The organism is Nocardioides sp. NPDC004968 (assembly GCF_040608935.1).
Classification (GTDB): Bacteria; Actinomycetota; Actinomycetes; order Propionibacteriales; family Nocardioidaceae; genus Nocardioides.
This window is the reverse complement of the sequence record NZ_JBEXJF010000016.1, coordinates 1-15,530: the sequence shown is the minus strand read 5'-3', so window position 1 is coordinate 15,530 and position 15,530 is coordinate 1. Positions and strand designations below refer to the sequence as shown.

The window sequence follows — 15,530 nt, the reverse complement described above, 5'->3', positions numbered from 1 at the left end:
CCACTGATGGCTGTCCTCGGCGTCGGCATCGACGTCTGCGACCTGGAGCGCTTCGAGGAGTCGCTGGAGCGTACGCCGCGGCTGCGCGAGCGCCTGTTCACGCCCGCGGAGGCGACGAAGCCGATGGCCTCGCTGGCCGCCAGGTTCGCCGCCAAGGAGGCGCTCGCCAAGGCGCTCGGCGCGCCGCAGGGAATGGAGTGGCACGACGCCGAGGTGATCTCGGAGTCCTCCGGGCAGCCTCGGTTCGAGCTCCGTGGCACCGTATTGGCGCAGGCCACGAAGCTCGGTGTCGCCACCGTCCACCTCTCGCTCTCCCACGACGCCGGCATCGCCTCGGCGATGGTCGTCCTGGAGGACTGACGGGGCTTGTTCGAGCCCTTCGGCCCAACCCCGCCAGTGCATTGGCGCGTAGGCTTGGGCCATGCGGCGTGCGCACTCGGTTGAGCAGGTCAGAGCGGCAGAGAAGGCCCTGATGGCGAGCCTGCCAGAAGGTGCCCTGATGCAGCGTGCGGCGGCCGGGCTGGCCTACGCGGTCATCGACCTCTTGAGGGGGGCTTACGGGAAGCGCATCGTGCTGCTCGTCGGGAGCGGGGACAACGGCGGAGATGCGTTGTACGCCGGTGCGCTTCTCGCGCGCCGCGGTGCGCAGGTAGAGGCGTGGTTGCTCTCCGACAAGGCCCACCCCGGTGGTCTGGTGGCTCTGAAGGCCGCCGGGGGCAGGGTTGTGAAGCTCAGCGAGGGCTATAGGCCACGCTCAGGTTCACAACCCTCGGTCGTCATCGACGGGATCGTGGGGATCGGGGGCAAGCCCGGGCTGCGGCCGGACGCCGAGGCGGCGCTGGCTCTGCTCGCCGGGATCCCGGTCGTCTCCGTCGATACGCCGAGCGGGGTCTGCGTAGACACCGGGGAGGTCGACGGAGCCCATGTGACCGCTGACCTGACGGTCACCTTCGGAACTCACAAGCCGTGTCATCTGCTCGACCCGGCCGCGTCGGCGTGCGGGACGGTGCAGCTGGTCGACATCGGCCTCCGGCTCCCGACCCCGGCGATCGAGAGCCTCGAGGCCGCCGATGTGGCGGACCTGGTGCCGCGTCCCGCGCCGGACGGGCACAAGTACTCCCGCGGCGTGGTCGGGCTGAGGGTCGGCAGCGCCACCTACCCCGGAGCCGCGCTGCTGGCCGTCTCCGGAGCCAACACGGGGCTGGCCGGGATGGTCCGCTACGTCGGCACCGCCTCGGAGTGGGTCAAGCGACACAACCCGGAGGTCGTGGGCGACGGCCAGGCACAGGCCTGGGTGGTCGGCTCCGGCAGCGCCGACGGCGCCAACAGCGCGCTCGCGTTCGCCCGGGCAAGCGGCGTACCTCTGGTCATCGACGCCGACAGCCTGCGTGCGCTGAACGGGCCGCTCGGGTTGCCCGCGATCCTGACTCCGCACGCCGGCGAGCTCGCGGCGCTGATCCGTGAGGATCGCGGCGACATCGAGGCTCGTCCGCTGCACTACGCACGGCTCGCGGCCAAGCGGTTCGACGCGGTGGTGCTGCTCAAGGGGCGGCGTACCACGATCGCCTCACCGGACCCCGACACACCGGTACGGGTCAACACCACAGGTACCTCCTGGCTGGCCACCGCCGGCTCGGGGGACGTGCTCGGCGGACTGATCGGCTCGCTGCTGGCCGCCGGTCTCGCTCCCATCGACGCCGCCTCCGCGGGCGCCTGGCTGCACGGCGCGGCCGCCACTCTCGCCAGCGCCGGCGGGCCGGTCACGGCGAGCGGCGTCGCCGCCGCGATACCCGCCGTTATCCGGTCCCTTCCTGCTGTCTCCAGTTAGCACGAACTATCCTTGACACCATGTCACCGAGCCCAGCGCCTCGGGCTCCGCTTCGGCGAGCCGAGATCGTCATCGACCTCGCCGCGATCCGTCACAACGTCTCGCGGCTGCGGGAGCACCTGCGTACGCCGATCATGACCGTGGTCAAGGCCGACGGCTACGGGCACGGCCTGGTCGAGTCCGGGCGGGCCGCTCGTGAGGGCGGCGCGGACTGGCTCGGCGTGGCCTCGGCCGACGAGGCGCTCGCGCTGCGCGCAGCCGGCGACGAGGGCAGGCTGCTGGCCTGGCTGATCATGCCCAGCGAGCCCGCCGAGGAGCTCGTGGCTGCGGACATCGATGTCACCGCCTACACGATCGCCGACCTGGAGAAGTTCGCAGCGGCCGGCGACACCCTGGGCCGTACGCCTCGGGTGCAGCTCAAGGTCGACACCGGACTCAGCCGGGGCGGCGCCGCCTTCGCCGACTGGTCGAAGCTGGTCGGGATGGCGCGCATCCTGGAGGCCGAGGGAGCGATCCGGGTCACCGGGATCTGGTCGCACTTCAGCGCCAGCGAGAACACCGCCGACCCAGCCAGCGCCCTCCAGGAGAAGGTCTTCGCCGAGGCGCTCGCGGTCGCCGAGGAGGCCGGCCTCCGGCCGGAGGTACGTCACCTGGCCAACTCCGCGGGAGCGCTGCTGCGCCCCGGTGCGCGGCTCGACCTGGTGCGGGTAGGGATCGCGACGTACGGCGTCGACCCGGCGCCTGGCGTCGAGGGATCGCCGTGGGCCGATCTCGGACTCGTCCCGGCGATGACCGTGCGGGCCGAGCTGGCGCTGGTGAAGCCGATCGAGGCCGGTGCGGGTGTCTCCTACAACCACACCTGGGTGGCCGACGAGCCGACGAGGGTGGGGCTGATCCCGGTCGGCTACGCCGAGGGCATCCAGCGTCGTGCCGGGAATCGCGCCGAGGTGTGGATCGACGGAGCTCGATACCCCGTGCGCGGCACCATCTGCATGGACCAGATCGTCGTCGATCTCGGGGACGCCTCGGTCGAACGCGGTGCCGAGGTGCTCCTGTGGGGCACCGGTGCCGATGGCGAGCCGACCGCCCAGGACTGGGCCGAGGCGAGCGAGACCATCGCCTACGAGGTCGTCACCAGAATCGGAGGACGGATGAAGCGCCGTTATGTTGACACAGACGTCGACACCGAGCAGGGAGACGACACATGAGCAGCATCGCAGCACGGATCGGCCAGATCGCGGCGGGCACTCTGGGAGCGGCGGCGGTCGCTGCCGCGGCCCGCGGCGCAGTGGTGGTCAGGAAGCACCGCCGCGCGATCGAGGAACGCCCCGAGGACCGGACCCCGCTCGGTACGCTGCGGTCCTGCCCGGTCACCGTGGTGACCTCCGACGGCGTACCTCTTCATGTCGAGGTCGACGAGGTCGACCCGGCTCACTCGCACCCCGGCGGGGCGAACGGGGTGACGCTCGTCTTCGTGCACGGCTACTGCCTCAACCTCGACTGCTGGCACTTCCAGCGCGCCGCCTACCGGGGCCTGGTGCGGTCGGTCTTCTACGACCAGCGCAGCCACGGCCGCAGCGGCCGCTCCTCGCTCGGCAACGCCACCATCGATCAGCTCGGCGACGACCTGCTCCGGGTGCTGGACGCGGTCGTGCCGGAGGGTCCGGTGATCCTGGTAGGCCACTCGATGGGCGGGATGACGATCGCCGCGCTCGCCGAGGACCACCCCGAGCTGTTCGCGCCGTACGACAAGGGTGGCCGCATCATCGGCACCGCCCTGATCTCGACGACCGCCGGTGGACTGGACCCGAGCCGGCTGCTGATCCCGGTGCTCCCGGCCAAGCTGTCCGGCGGGATCGCCAACCGCACCATACGGACGCTGGCCAGGGGACATGGGATCGTCGACCGGTTCCGCGCGATGGGGGCCTCGGTGGCGACCGTCTTCACCGATGTGTTCGCCTTCGGGGACGAGGTGCCGGAGGCGTACGTCGACTTCGTGGACGGACTCCTCTCTCAGACGCCGTTCGAGGTCGTCGCGGAGTTCTTCCCGAGCTTCCGGGCGCTGGACAAGTTCGCGTCGATCACCACGCTCGGCAGGGTGCCGACCACGATCATCTGCGGCACCGCCGACCGGCTGACCTCGATCGGCCACAGCCGCAAGCTGCACTCCTACATCCCGGGCTCCCGGTTGGTCGAGTGTGAGAAGGCCGGCCACATGGTCATCCTCGAGCGGCACGGTCAGGTCAACGCCGAGCTCGACCAGCTGCTCGCCTCGGCCACCCGGGATGCGGCTTCGGCATGACGCTCGTCTTCGAGCGGGTCGGGCCGGAGGCCGCGACCGAGGTGCTCGGTATCGTCCGGGCGGCCTTCTCCGCTCGCCCGCCGCTGGATCCGCCCGCGGATGCGCTCGGGGAGACCGAGGGGTCGATGAAGGAACGCCTCTCCGGCTTCGGCGGAGTGGTGGCGCGATTGGACGGGGTCGGCGTCGGGGCCGTCCTCATGGATCCCGCGGACTCGACCCTGTGGCTGCGTCGTTTCGCTGTTCTGCCTGATCAGCAGGGTCATGGGGTGGCGCACAAGATGGTGACGTACGCCGCCGGCGTCGCGGTCTCCGAGGGTTTCGACGATCTCGCGGTGATCGCGCGCGAGGAGCTTCCGGAGACGCTGCGGTTCTGGGTGCGGCAAGGGTTTCGGGAGATCTCCCGTGAGTCTCCCGCTGTGCGCCTTCATCGTCCGCTGAACGAGCACGTCGTCGAGGCGCTCGACGCCGACGCCATGTTCGAGCTCGGCCGGCGGGTGGCCGGCCTGGTCGCAGCCGGTGACGTACTCGTCCTCTCCGGCGGCCTCGGCGCCGGCAAGACCACCTTCACCAAGGGCCTCGGGGCTGGGCTCGGGGTGCGCGGCGAGATCACCTCGCCGACCTTCGTGATCGCCCGGGTGCATCCCTCCACCGTCGGCGGCCCGGAGCTCGTCCACGTCGACGCCTATCGGCTCGGCGGGATCGAGGAGCTCGACGACCTCGACCTGGACACCGATCTCGACGACGCGGTGACGGTCGTGGAGTGGGGCGAGGGCCTGGCCGAGGGGCTCTCCGAGTCCCGGTTGGAAATCCGGATCGTACGTGCCGAGGCAGACGAGGCTCCGTTGGATCTGGTCGAGGCGCCCGACGGTGCGGATCCTCGACGCGTGGAGATCGTCCCTGTCGGGGCCCGCTGGCGCGGCGTGGACCTCAGCGCGCTCTAGGGTGTGAGTTGTGCTTCTCGCCTTTGACACCGCCACGCCCCAAGTGACTGTGGCGCTCCACGATGGGGACGACGTAGTCGCCGAGGTCGTCTCCGACCGCACCATGAAGCATGGTGAGCAGCTTGCGCCACTGATCTCCGACGTCCTGACGGAGGCCGGGATCGTACGCCAGGATCTGACCGCCATCGCCGTTGGCGCAGGCCCCGGGCCGTTCACCGGCCTGCGGGTCGGGCTGGTCACCGCCCGGACGCTCGGGTTCGCGCTGGAGATCCCGGTCTATGCGGCCTGCACGCTGGACGTGCTGGCGGTGGAGGCCGTTGCCTCCGGGGTCGGCGGGCCTTTCTTCGTGGCCACGGATGCGCGGCGCAAGGAGGTCTACCTGGCCTCCTACGACCCCGACGGCGTACGCCTCGAGGGCCCTGTCGTCGCCCGCCCCGCCGAGGTCGCCACCTCGGCGCCGGTCGTCGGGGAGGGGGCGTTGCTCTATCCCGACGCGTTCCCGACGCCGCTCGGCCCGGTACGCCCGTCCGCCGGTTGGCTGGCCCGGGCGGTCGCCGAGGAGCAGGTCGAGCTGATGGATCCCGAGCCGCTCTACCTGCGCAGGCCTGATGCGGTGGAGCAGGCTGCCCAGAAGAAGGTTCAGAAGAAGGTTTCCCAGTGAACGTACGCCCGGCTGGCCCGGACGACGTCGACGCAATCGCTGCCCTCGAGCTTGAGGCGTTCCCCGACGACGCCTGGACGCCCGAGTACCTGCAGGTGGCGATCGACGGGAAGATGCCGACTGTCAGGATCCTTGTCGCCGTCGATGATGCGGGAACGATCATCGGCCATGCGCTGGTGAGCGTCGTCTACGAGATCGCCGAGCTCCAGCGGATCGCGACGGCCGAGGAGCAGCGCCGCCGCGGGATCGGTGGGGCGCTCCTCGCTGCGTCGATCGACCTCGCTCGGAGCGAGGGAGCCGAGCGGCTCCTCCTCGAGGTGCGTGAGGGCAACGTCGGGGCCATCGAGTTCTACCACCAGGCCGGATTCATCGAGATCGACCGCCGCGAACGCTACTACCGCGACGGTGCGACTGGGATCGTTCTGGCCATGGAGCTCGGCTGAGTCCCGGTCGGTCGTCTACGGGCAGCTGTGGATAACTTTCGACGGAGATTTCCGATCCATGATCTGCTGCCGCCATGGTTCAGTTCGCTACAGATTCGAACGCACGGGAGGCCGGTCTGGGGCTGGCACGTGCCATCGCCCTGCACGGGCTGCGGACGCCATCTCTGAAGCAGATCGGTGAAACGATGGGCGCCAGCGTCCCGACAGTTCATCGATGGCTCGGCGGTGGCAAAGGGAAGCTCGCTTGGGCGGCGGGAGCGTATCTGGGCGTCATCCTCGACGTCATGCGTGACCGCTCGGGTGCCAGGGGCGCAGCAGGGTTCATGCCGTGCAGGGACAATGAGTTTCTCCCGATCAGGACGCTCTTGGCATTCGAGGAGATCGGCCGTTCCGACGACTCCGTTGCGGAGCAGGTCGCCGAGGCCTGGCGGGAGCTGCACTTGATCCTCGGCCACGCGATCCGGCGATCGGACGTCGTGCGCGAGGCGGTGGTCCTTCGGGGGCTCTGGGTGAGCATCTGCGACGGTCACGCCCCCATGGACCTCGATGAAGCTGCTCGGATGTGGGCCGACGCTGTTGTACCTGGAAACCAAGCTGGGCGCATGTGAAAGAAAGCTTTCTTTCACGACGGAGAAGTGCCCTTGCGCTCGACGCGGTGACGGACTGCAGCGTCCCCTCTGGTTCGTGGCCCCGCGCGTGAAAGAAAATTTTCTTTCACCGGAGAGACCAGTGCCTCGACCGGACCGATTCAAGGAGACTCGACGGTGACACGGCAGAATGCACCTATGGCCGATGAACCGCTAGTGCTCGGGATCGAGACGTCGTGCGATGAGACGGGGATCGGGGTGGTGCGCGGGCACACTCTGCTGGCAGACGCGGTGGCGAGCAGCGTCGAGGAGCATGCCCGGTTCGGCGGGGTCGTGCCGGAGGTCGCCAGCCGGGCGCACCTGGAGGCGATGGTGCCGACGATCGAGCGTGCCTGCGAGGAGTCGGGCATCAAGCTCCACGACGTCGACGCGATCGCCGTCACCTCGGGACCGGGCCTCGCGGGTGCCCTGTTGGTCGGAGTGGCGGCGGCCAAGGCACTCGCCCTCGGCCTCGACAAGCCGATCTACGGTGTCAACCACCTGGCTTCGCACGTCGCGGTCGACCAGCTGCAGCACGGGCCGCTTCCCGAGCCGTGCGTTGCCATGCTCGTCTCCGGCGGCCACTCCAGCCTGCTCAAAATCACCGACATCACCGAGGGTGTCGACCCGATGGGCGCGACCATCGACGACGCCGCGGGCGAGGCCTTCGACAAGGTCGCCCGCCTGCTCGGCCTCGGCTTCCCGGGCGGCCCGGTGATCGACCGGACCGCCACTGCGGGCAGCTCGATCGCGATCGACTTCCCTCGCGGGCTCACCGGCCGCCGCGACCTGGAGCGTCACCGCTTCGACTTCTCCTTCTCCGGCCTCAAGACCGCGGTCGCCCGCTGGATCGAGGCCAAGGAGCGCAGTGGCGAACCCGTCCCGGTTGCCGATGTGGCCGCCAGCTTCCAGGAGGCCGTGGTCGACGTCCTGGTGAGCAAGGCGCTCGACGCAGCCTCTTCAGAAGGCATCGAGGACATCATCATCGGCGGCGGGGTCGCGGCCAACAGCAGGCTCCGGGTGCTCGCCGAGGAGCGCGCCACCAAGCTCGGCATCCGTGTCCGAGTCCCGCGCCCGGGCCTGTGCACCGACAACGGAGCGATGGTGGCGGCTCTGGGGGCGGAGATGGTGGCCAGGGGACGTACGCCTTCGGCGCTTGATCTCCCGGCGGACTCCTCCCAGCCGATCACAACCGTCCTGGTCTAACCGGTGGTCGAGCTTGTCGAGACCACCCTCAGAAGGGCCGCACCAACAGACACGTTCCCTCGCCGGCGACACGGGTGAGCACGATCGTGGCCTCCTCGGTGCCGGACAGCGCGAGCCGCTTGCGGAGCTGCTCGGGGACGACCTGTACGCCGCGCTTCTTGATGGTCAGCTTCCCGATCCCGCGCTCGCGCAGCGCCGCTTTGAGCTGCTTGTCCCGGTAGGGAAGCTCCTCGAGCACCTGATACCCGCGGGCGAACGGTGTCTCGAAGGAGGCGGAGGAGGCGACGTACGCGATGTGCTCGTCGATCAGGTGGCCCTGCACCCCGGCGGCGACGGCGGTGACCAGCCCCGCGCGGATCACGGCCCCGTCGGGCTCGTAGAGGAACTCGGCGACCGGGCCGACCTCGGCACCGGGATCGTCCTCGGAAGTGAGCGTCGCCAGGCCGCGCTCGCCGATCACGGTGGCCCGGCGGTGGGTACTGGCCAGCGAACCCGACCACAGCGCGGCCTCCTTGACCTCGCCGCGGTCGCTGACCCATTCGGCCTCGACCTTGTCGGGTACGAGATCGTGCGGGATCCCGGGGGCGACCTTCACGCACGCGTCGCGCGCGAAGAGCGTCTCGACCCACGACCACGGCGGCGTCCACCCCTCCGCGGAGAAGACCCGGCCCTTGGCGCCGCGGCGTGCCGGGTCGGCGTACGCGACGTCGAAGGGGGAATGGTCGACACCTGTGGCGTCGGCGACGGTGACGGCACCGGGCAGCCCGAGGGCGTCGAGGTTCGCCTGGGCGACGGCGACCCGCTCCGGATCGTGGTCGACCCCGGCGGCGGTGAGCCCGGCACGCGAGGAGGCGATCAGGTCACCGCCGATCCCGCAGCCCAGGTCGATAACGCTCGCCGCGTCGAAGGCACGCAGCCGCGCCGCCCGGTGGTGGGCGACGGCGAGGCGGGTGGCCTGCTCGAGGCCGTCGGGGGTGAAGTACATCTTCGGCGCTAGGTCTCCGAACTTGGCGGCCGCCTTCCGGCGCAGGTCGACCTGGGTCATCGCCACGGCCACGCGCTCGGCCGCCTCGTCCTTGCGCAGGGCGGTCTGCACCGCCAGGGCCGACCCCGTCATCTCGGTGGCCCGCGCCAGCAGCCGCTGCCCGTCATCGGTCAGCAACCAGGAGAAGGCGTCGAGATCCATGCATCCGATCCTCTCAGGCCGGTTTCCGGTCTGGGCAAACTCCATTACCCCACCGGGTGTTTGTGATCTAGGATCCGCCGGGTGCGTAGACCCCCACGTCGAGTTCTGGTGAGCCTCTGGGCGCTCGCGGGCGTCATGACTCTGCTGTCGTTGTTGTTCGCCACGCCCGCATCCGCTGACACGGTGACCCCGGTGCGTCACTGCATGCGCGGTGACGATTACCGCGAGCTTGACGGTGATTCCTCAAGCGTGGTGACTGCGCCCGAGGGCTATCTGATCGTGTCCTACTGCGTGGACGGCCGGGGCAGGCGAGGCAGCTCGGAGGTGCGCACCCTGTCCACGCCGCAACGCACCACAGTTGTCTGGCACAGCGACGGGCGCCCGATCGAGGGTTACTCGGTGGAGTACACCCGGGTCCCCTCGTCGGACGAGCCCGAGGAAGAGGACGAGTCCGAGGCAGAGGAGGAAGCCGAAGGCGGGCAGGGCGAGAACGACGAGGCGGGCCAGACGGCTGAGGCCGAAGCGGAGCAGAGCGCCGCGGCAGAGGACGATGAGGCGGGGGCGGCGAAGAAGCCCGAGAAGGAGCGCGCGCCGTCGGCCAGTGCGACCGAGAAGGAGCAGAAGCCGAGTCGGAAGCCCTCTGTCGAGATCTCCGCGCTGCCCGAGGACTCATCGCGGATGCCGGCGCTGAGCGACGGTGAAGAGCTCCAGATCACTTCGGTCAAGGAGTTCGAGGACGAGGGCGACGAGGAGAATCTGCGATCGCTCGTGGTTGCCGGCGGCATCATCATCGTCGGTCTCCTCGCCGGCGTGATCGCGCTCCTGGTGAGGCTCCCGGGCAGCGACAGGCGTCGATAGAGCGGCCTTGCTGGCACTCATTGCAGTCGAGTGCTAACGTCTGCTTTGGCACTCTCCCCCTGAGTGTGCCAGCGCTTGCGAGCCAGGTGCGACCCCCGCGACGGCGTACGTGGCAGATCGCAAGCACAGACGTAGCAACACCCACCGAAGTCTGACTCCGTAGAAAAGAAATGGGGAGGTCGACACAGTGTCGGTCAACATCAAGCCTCTTGAGGACCGGATCGTCGTCAAGGCCGTCGAGGCCGAGCAGACCACCGCCTCCGGTCTGGTCATCCCGGACACCGCCAAGGAGAAGCCCCAGGAGGGCGAGGTCCTGGCGCTCGGCCCGGGTCGCATCGACGACAAGGGCAACCGCGTCCCGCTCGACGTCGCCGTGGGCGACAAGGTCATCTACAGCAAGTACGGCGGCACCGAGGTGAAGTACGCCGGCGAGGAGTACCTCATCCTCTCGGCTCGCGACATCCTCGCGGTCATCGCCTGACGTCATCCGTCTCGCATCAACGCGGCCGGGCCGACGGGGTTTATCAAGTCCTGGGCCCCGGCCGCGTTCTGCGTACTAGGGAGTAAATACTAATGCCGAAGATCCTGGAGTTCGACGAGAACGCCCGCCGCGCCCTCGAGCGTGGCGTCGACGCCCTCGCCAACGCCGTCAAGGTGACGCTGGGCCCCAAGGGCCGCTACGTCGTCCTCGACAAGAAGTGGGGCGCTCCGACCATCACCAACGACGGTGTCACCGTCGCGCGTGAGATCGAGCTGGACGACCCGTTCGAGAACCTTGGTGCTCAGCTCACCAAGGAGGTTGCGACCAAGACCAACGACATCGCTGGTGACGGTACGACCACCGCGACCGTCCTCGCTCAGGCGATGGTCCACGAGGGTCTGCGCGCGGTTGCCGCCGGTGCGAACCCGATGAGCCTCAAGCGCGGTATGGACGCCGCCGCGGCCGCCGTCGGCGACGCCCTGCGTGCCGCCGCCCGCGAGGTCGTCGACGAGTCCGACATGGCCTCGGTCGCCACCATCTCCTCCCGCGACGCGAAGATCGGCGAGATCCTCGCCGAGGCCTTCGCGAAGGTGGGCAAGGACGGTGTCATCACCGTCGAGGAGTCCAACACCACCGGCACCGAGCTCGAGTTCACCGAGGGTATGCAGTTCGACAAGGGCTACATCTCTCAGTACTTCGTGACCGACCAGGAGCGGATGGAGGCCGTCATCGACGAGCCGCTGATCCTGCTCGTCCAGGGCAAGATCAGCTCCATCCAGGAGCTCCTGCCGCTGCTGGAGAAGGTCATCGCTGCCGGCAAGCCGCTGTTCATCATCGCCGAGGACGTCGAGGGCGAAGCCCTCTCGACCCTGGTCGTGAACAAGATCAAGGGCACCTTCAACGCGACCGCCGTCAAGGCGCCCGCGTTCGGTGACCGCCGCAAGGCCATGCTGCAGGACATCGCGATCCTCACCGGCGCGCAGGTCGTCGCCGAGGAGGTCGGCCTCAAGCTCGACCAGGTCGGCCTCGAGGTGCTCGGCACCGCTCGCCGGATCACGGTCACGAAGGACAACACCACGATCGTCGAAGGCGGCGGCGACGCTGCCGCGGTCGAGGGTCGCGTCAACGAGATCAAGTCCGAGATCGAGCGCACCGACTCCGACTGGGACCGCGAGAAGCTCCAGGAGCGCCTCGCCAAGCTCGCCGGTGGCGTCTGCGTGATCAAGGTCGGCGCTCACACCGAGGTGGAGCTCAAGGAGAAGAAGCACCGCATCGAGGACGCTGTCTCCGCGACCCGCGCCGCCATCGAGGAGGGCATCGTCGCCGGCGGTGGCTCCGCGCTGATCCACGCCGTCTCCGTCCTGGAGAAGGACCTCGGCCTCGAGGGCGACGAGGCGGTCGGCGTACGCGTCGTCCGCAAGGCCGCCGACGAGCCGCTGCGCTGGATCGCCGAGAACGGTGGCGACAACGGCTACGTCATCACCACCAAGGTCCGCGAGCTCGGCGTCGGCCAGGGCTTCAACGCCGCCACGGGTGAGTACGGCGACCTGGTCGCCCAGGGCGTCATCGACCCCGTCAAGGTCACCCGCTCCGCGCTGATCAACGCCACCTCGATCGCGGGCATGCTGCTCACGACCGAGACCCTGGTCGTCGACAAGCCGGAAGAGGAAGAGGCGCCCGCGGCCGGTCACGGCCACGGTCACGGCCACTGATTCAAAGCCGAGTCGGCGCATCCTGACCAGTACCTCGCGAAGCTAAGCGAGCGAGAGGGTCAGGATGCGCCGACTCGGCGATTTCAGCGAACGATCAGCGAGTCGAGATCGACGTCGTCCGAGAGCACGTTCATATCGACGTACGCCTCGTCCGCGCTGCCGACTCCGTCGAGCCGGTCGCGGTTGGAGTACTGCCACACGGTCCAGTCGCGTCCGTCGGGGACTCGGGGCGGCCAGGCAACGGAGCGGAACCAGATGGGGTTGTCGGGGTAGAGGTCGACCAGGTAGGCGCGGTAGGCCGACGGGGTGGTGTAGATGACCGGCGCGATGCCGTAGTGCGCCTCGAGCTTGGCGAGCAGAGGGTCCAGGATGGCGCGGACCTCGGTGGCGGGCGGCAGGTTCCCCTTGAAGGAGCCATAGGGCTCCAGGTCGACGACCGGGGCGAGAGTGCCGGCCACGCGAGGCACGGTGGCGATCATGTTGTGCGCCTGGTCGGCGCCCGGGCTCTCGAAGCTCATGAAGTGGTAGGCGCCCGTCGCGATCCCGGCCCGCTGCGACTCGGCCCAGTTGGCGGCGAAACGCGTGTCCACGTGCGCAGAGCCCTCGGTCGCCTTGATCCAGGCGAAGTCGATGTCCTGCTCGGCGACCCGGGGCCAGTCGACGGTGCCGTTGTGGTGGGAGACATCGATGCCGCGTACGTCGTACTTGGCCGCGAACAGACGGGTCGGCATCACGACGCCGGTGTAGACCAGCGCGGTCATGATCACGGCGAGGCAGACGACGACGGCAGAGCCGATCAGCACGCGTCGACGGCGGGCGGGGGCGAGGGGCACCGCGGAACCGTACCGGTTCTCACAGCTCTTCGAGCAGCTTCTCCATGATGTCGATCTCGACCGACTGGGTGGCCTCGACGTCCGTCGCCATCTCGAGCGCCAGTGCGTCGCTGCCCTTGGAGGCCATCGGCTCGGCCATCTCCAGAGCGCCCTGGTGGTGCTGGATCATCCCGGTCAGGAAGAGCCGGTCGAACTCCTCGCCACGGGCCGTAGCGAGCTCGCTCATCTGATCCGGCGTGAGCATGCCGGCCATGGTGTGTGCGGGGTCAGAGGCACGCGGCACCCGCAGCCCGCGGGTGTTGAGCCAACCACTCATCGCCACGATCTCGGGGCCCTGGGCCGACTCGATGCGCTTGGCCAAAGAGACGACCTCGGGGTGGACGCCGTGCTCGCGCGCCAGCCGGGTCATCTCCAGTGCCTGGGCGTGGTGCGGGATCATCATCGTCACGAAGTCGGCATCGGTCTGGGTCCACGGGTCCGTGGCAGCAGCTGAGGGGGAGATCGTCGCCGCGGCCTCACCCGGCGCTCCGCCCTGGACCACGGGGGCCGACTGGGCGGCCGCCTCCGGGCTGGGCGAGTGACCTGCGTGCTCGCCGTGCGCGTCGTCCGAGGAACCTCCGCACCCGCCGAGCGAGATCGCCGCGAACACGACACCCGATGTGATGACACCCAACCGCCTACCGCGCACGTGTCTCCTTCCGAGATCCCGCAGAGGTGAACAATTTATTCATATTCCCTGCCTCTCGTGTACGACTTTTACTAAAGTTGAGTGGTCCTGCCCGTGCCACCCCACGGCGGCCGACTCGGAAGGCTTGCGAACATGAGGCTTAGACGACCCACCCAATACCTGGCCCCCATCGCGGTGGTCATGGTTGTCGCAGGAGGGCTGGCCGTCGCCGCCCCGTCCTCCGCAGACGAGTCCCACACCCACGGCACCGAGACCACCGAGGCTCCCGAGGCCCAGACGAGCTGCACCGCCGAGGAGAAGCAGGCGATCACCAAGCTCGGTGACAACTTCGCCTCCGCCTGCGTCGCCGGCAACGACCTCGCCAACCTCGGCGCCAACAATCCGGTCGTGCCCGCCGGCGAGTCCGACGGCACACCCAACATGCACCTGATCGCCAACATCCCCAAGTCGGGTGCCTTCACGCCCGCCAACGCCCTCAACAGCGACCTCGCCTTCCAGGGGCACTACGCGTTCGCGGGCAACTACAACGGGTTCAACGTCATCGACATCAAGAACCCGAAGAAGCCGAAGCTCGTCAAGCAGTACGCCTGCCCCGGGTCCCAGAACGACATCTCCGTCTACGACGACCTGCTGGTCCTCTCCGTCGACTCCAGCCGCAGCAACAACACCTGCGACAACGTGGCGCAGTCGGCCGCGATCAAGGAGTCGTGGGAAGGCATCCGCGTCTTCGACATCAGCAACCCGAGAGACCCGGAGTACGTCGCGGCGGTCGAGACCAAGTGCGGCTCCCACACCCACTCGCTGGCACCGAGCAAGAACGGGAGGGACGTCTACGCGTACGTCTCCTCCTACGGTCCGCGTGCGGAGTACCCCGACTGCCAGCCTCCGCACGACAAGATCAGCATCGTCAAGATCCCCAAGCGGGCGCCTGAGCGCGCTGCGGTGGTCAACGAGCCGGTGCTGTTCCCCGACGGCGGATACACCAACACCGCCGGCTGCCACGACATCACCACCTACCCGTCCAAGGACATCGCCGCCGGCGCCTGCATGGGCGACGGCATCCTGATGGACATCTCCGACCGCGAGAACCCGGTGGTGACCGAGCAGGTCACCGACACCGCGAACTTCGCGTTCTGGCACTCGGCCACCTTCAACAACACCGGCACCAAGGTCGTCTTCACCGATGAGCTCGGCGGCGGCGGTGCGCCGACCTGCAACCCGGAGACCGGAATGGAGAAGGGCGCCAACGGCATCTACGACATCGAGGGCGGCCAGCTCGTCTTCAAGTCCTACTACAAGATCCCGCGCACCCAGTCCAACACCGAGAACTGCGTCGCCCACAACGGCTCGCTGATCCCGGTCAAGGGCAAGGACATCATGGTCCAGGCCTGGTATCAGGGCGGTGTGTCGGTCTACGACTTCACCGACTCGGCCAACCCGAAGGAGATCGCCTGGTTCGACCGTGGTCCGTTCGAGGACACCTCGACGATCGCCGGACCCTGGTCGACCTACTACTACAACGGCTACATCTACTCCAACGAGATCCAGCGCGGCTTCGACGTCTTCGACCTGCGCGACCCCCGGGTCGCCTCGGCGAAGCGGGTCAGGTTCGATGAGCTGAACGTCCAGGCTCAGCCCTCCTACTGAGTGATCGCCGAGTCGGCGCATCCCGGGGCGGGATTGCACCGACAAGTCCAGACCTACGAAATGCGCCATCGCCGTCGCTCCTTCGCTTGCTGCCGAGGTCAGGTCCGACCTCTCCGGC

General features: G+C 68.8%; 16 protein-coding genes. 13 read left to right on the top strand and 3 right to left on the bottom strand.

Annotated features, from left to right (window positions below; translation table 11 throughout):
- Nucleotides 1-6: 6 nt before the first annotated feature.
- The 9 genes from ABZU72_RS16275 (at nt 7) to tsaD (ending at nt 8,007) form a co-directional block, all read left to right on the top strand.
- On the top strand, nt 7-360 hold the full coding sequence (locus tag ABZU72_RS16275; protein WP_091051775.1) for a holo-ACP synthase: 354 nt from the start codon (nt 7-9) through the stop codon (nt 358-360).
- Between the two features lie 112 nt (nt 361-472).
- On the top strand, nt 473-1,828 hold the full coding sequence (locus tag ABZU72_RS16270; RefSeq protein WP_355019877.1) for an NAD(P)H-hydrate epimerase: 1,356 nt from the start codon (nt 473-475) through the stop codon (nt 1,826-1,828).
- Nucleotides 1,829-1,848: 20 nt separating this feature from the next.
- On the top strand, nt 1,849-3,036 hold the full coding sequence (alr, locus tag ABZU72_RS16265; protein WP_355019876.1) for an alanine racemase: 1,188 nt from the start codon (nt 1,849-1,851) through the stop codon (nt 3,034-3,036).
- Nucleotides 3,033-4,130 carry an alpha/beta hydrolase gene (locus ABZU72_RS16260; protein WP_355019875.1) on the top strand — a complete coding sequence of 366 codons (1,098 nt, stop codon included), beginning with the start codon at nt 3,033-3,035 and terminating at the stop codon, nt 4,128-4,130. The genes alr and ABZU72_RS16260 overlap by 4 nt, the downstream gene beginning before the upstream one ends.
- The gene (tsaE, locus tag ABZU72_RS16255; RefSeq protein WP_355019874.1) at nt 4,127-5,071 is read left to right on the top strand and encodes a tRNA (adenosine(37)-N6)-threonylcarbamoyltransferase complex ATPase subunit type 1 TsaE; all 945 of its coding nucleotides are present in this window, start codon (nt 4,127-4,129) and stop codon (nt 5,069-5,071) included. The genes ABZU72_RS16260 and tsaE overlap by 4 nt, the downstream gene beginning before the upstream one ends.
- Before the next feature lie 10 nt (nt 5,072-5,081).
- Entirely contained in the window at nt 5,082-5,732 is a 651-nt protein-coding gene (gene tsaB / locus ABZU72_RS16250) for a tRNA (adenosine(37)-N6)-threonylcarbamoyltransferase complex dimerization subunit type 1 TsaB (protein ID WP_355019873.1), read from the top strand.
- Nucleotides 5,729-6,175 (top strand): ribosomal protein S18-alanine N-acetyltransferase, encoded by a 447-nt coding sequence (rimI, locus tag ABZU72_RS16245; protein WP_355019872.1) that lies wholly within the window; start codon nt 5,729-5,731, stop codon nt 6,173-6,175. Before tsaB ends, rimI begins: the two co-directional genes overlap by 4 nt.
- Nucleotides 6,176-6,249: 74 nt before the next feature.
- On the top strand, nt 6,250-6,783 hold the full coding sequence (locus tag ABZU72_RS16240) for a hypothetical protein (protein ID WP_355019871.1): 534 nt from the start codon (nt 6,250-6,252) through the stop codon (nt 6,781-6,783).
- A 177-nt stretch (nt 6,784-6,960) separates the two neighbouring features.
- Nucleotides 6,961-8,007: a tRNA (adenosine(37)-N6)-threonylcarbamoyltransferase complex transferase subunit TsaD gene (gene tsaD, locus ABZU72_RS16235; protein WP_355019870.1), complete on the top strand. Its 1,047-nt coding sequence runs from the start codon at nt 6,961-6,963 to the stop codon at nt 8,005-8,007.
- Nucleotides 8,008-8,035: 28 nt separating this feature from the next.
- Here the strand turns inward: tsaD and ABZU72_RS16230 are convergent, their stop codons facing one another.
- A complete protein-coding gene (locus ABZU72_RS16230; protein ID WP_355019869.1) occupies nt 8,036-9,193 on the bottom strand; it encodes a class I SAM-dependent methyltransferase in 1,158 nt (385 codons plus the stop codon).
- Nucleotides 9,194-9,274: 81 nt separating this feature from the next.
- Here ABZU72_RS16230 and ABZU72_RS16225 point away from each other — a divergent pair, with 81 nt between their 5' ends.
- From ABZU72_RS16225 to groL, 3 genes are all read left to right on the top strand, one after another.
- The gene (locus ABZU72_RS16225; protein ID WP_355019868.1) at nt 9,275-10,051 is read left to right on the top strand and encodes a hypothetical protein; all 777 of its coding nucleotides are present in this window, start codon (nt 9,275-9,277) and stop codon (nt 10,049-10,051) included.
- Between the two features lie 187 nt (nt 10,052-10,238).
- Nucleotides 10,239-10,532, top strand: a complete 294-nt coding sequence (groES, locus tag ABZU72_RS16220) for a co-chaperone GroES (protein WP_008362423.1) — start codon at nt 10,239-10,241, stop codon at nt 10,530-10,532.
- 92 nt (nt 10,533-10,624) lie between these two features.
- Nucleotides 10,625-12,244 carry a chaperonin GroEL gene (gene groL, locus ABZU72_RS16215; RefSeq protein WP_355019867.1) on the top strand — a complete coding sequence of 540 codons (1,620 nt, stop codon included), beginning with the start codon at nt 10,625-10,627 and terminating at the stop codon, nt 12,242-12,244.
- A gap of 83 nt (nt 12,245-12,327) precedes the next feature.
- On the opposite strand, the gene ABZU72_RS16210 is transcribed toward groL, so the two are convergent.
- The gene (locus ABZU72_RS16210) at nt 12,328-13,077 is read right to left on the bottom strand and encodes a GH25 family lysozyme (RefSeq protein ID WP_355019866.1); all 750 of its coding nucleotides are present in this window, start codon (nt 13,075-13,077) and stop codon (nt 12,328-12,330) included.
- 19 nt (nt 13,078-13,096) lie between these two features.
- Nucleotides 13,097-13,765: a DUF305 domain-containing protein gene (locus tag ABZU72_RS16205; protein ID WP_355019865.1), complete on the bottom strand. Its 669-nt coding sequence runs from the start codon at nt 13,763-13,765 to the stop codon at nt 13,097-13,099.
- Between the two features lie 132 nt (nt 13,766-13,897).
- On the opposite strand from ABZU72_RS16205, the gene ABZU72_RS16200 reads away from it, so the two are divergent.
- Nucleotides 13,898-15,412 carry a hypothetical protein gene (locus ABZU72_RS16200; RefSeq protein ID WP_355019864.1) on the top strand — a complete coding sequence of 505 codons (1,515 nt, stop codon included), beginning with the start codon at nt 13,898-13,900 and terminating at the stop codon, nt 15,410-15,412.
- Nucleotides 15,413-15,530 lie beyond the last annotated feature (118 nt).

Coding starts and splice junctions, on each gene's coding strand:
- ABZU72_RS16275 (WP_091051775.1), top strand. CDS start 7: ATGGCTGTCCTCGGCGTCGGCATCGACGTCTGCGACCTGGAGCGCTTC.
- ABZU72_RS16270 (WP_355019877.1), top strand. CDS start 473: ATGGCGAGCCTGCCAGAAGGTGCCCTGATGCAGCGTGCGGCGGCCGGG.
- alr (WP_355019876.1), top strand. CDS start 1,849: ATGTCACCGAGCCCAGCGCCTCGGGCTCCGCTTCGGCGAGCCGAGATC.
- ABZU72_RS16260 (WP_355019875.1), top strand. CDS start 3,033: ATGAGCAGCATCGCAGCACGGATCGGCCAGATCGCGGCGGGCACTCTG.
- tsaE (WP_355019874.1), top strand. CDS start 4,127: ATGACGCTCGTCTTCGAGCGGGTCGGGCCGGAGGCCGCGACCGAGGTG.
- ABZU72_RS16240 (WP_355019871.1), top strand. CDS start 6,250: ATGGTTCAGTTCGCTACAGATTCGAACGCACGGGAGGCCGGTCTGGGG.
- tsaD (WP_355019870.1), top strand. CDS start 6,961: ATGGCCGATGAACCGCTAGTGCTCGGGATCGAGACGTCGTGCGATGAG.
- ABZU72_RS16230 (WP_355019869.1), bottom strand. CDS start 9,193: ATGGATCTCGACGCCTTCTCCTGGTTGCTGACCGATGACGGGCAGCGG.
- groL (WP_355019867.1), top strand. CDS start 10,625: ATGCCGAAGATCCTGGAGTTCGACGAGAACGCCCGCCGCGCCCTCGAG.
- ABZU72_RS16200 (WP_355019864.1), top strand. CDS start 13,898: ATGAGGCTTAGACGACCCACCCAATACCTGGCCCCCATCGCGGTGGTC.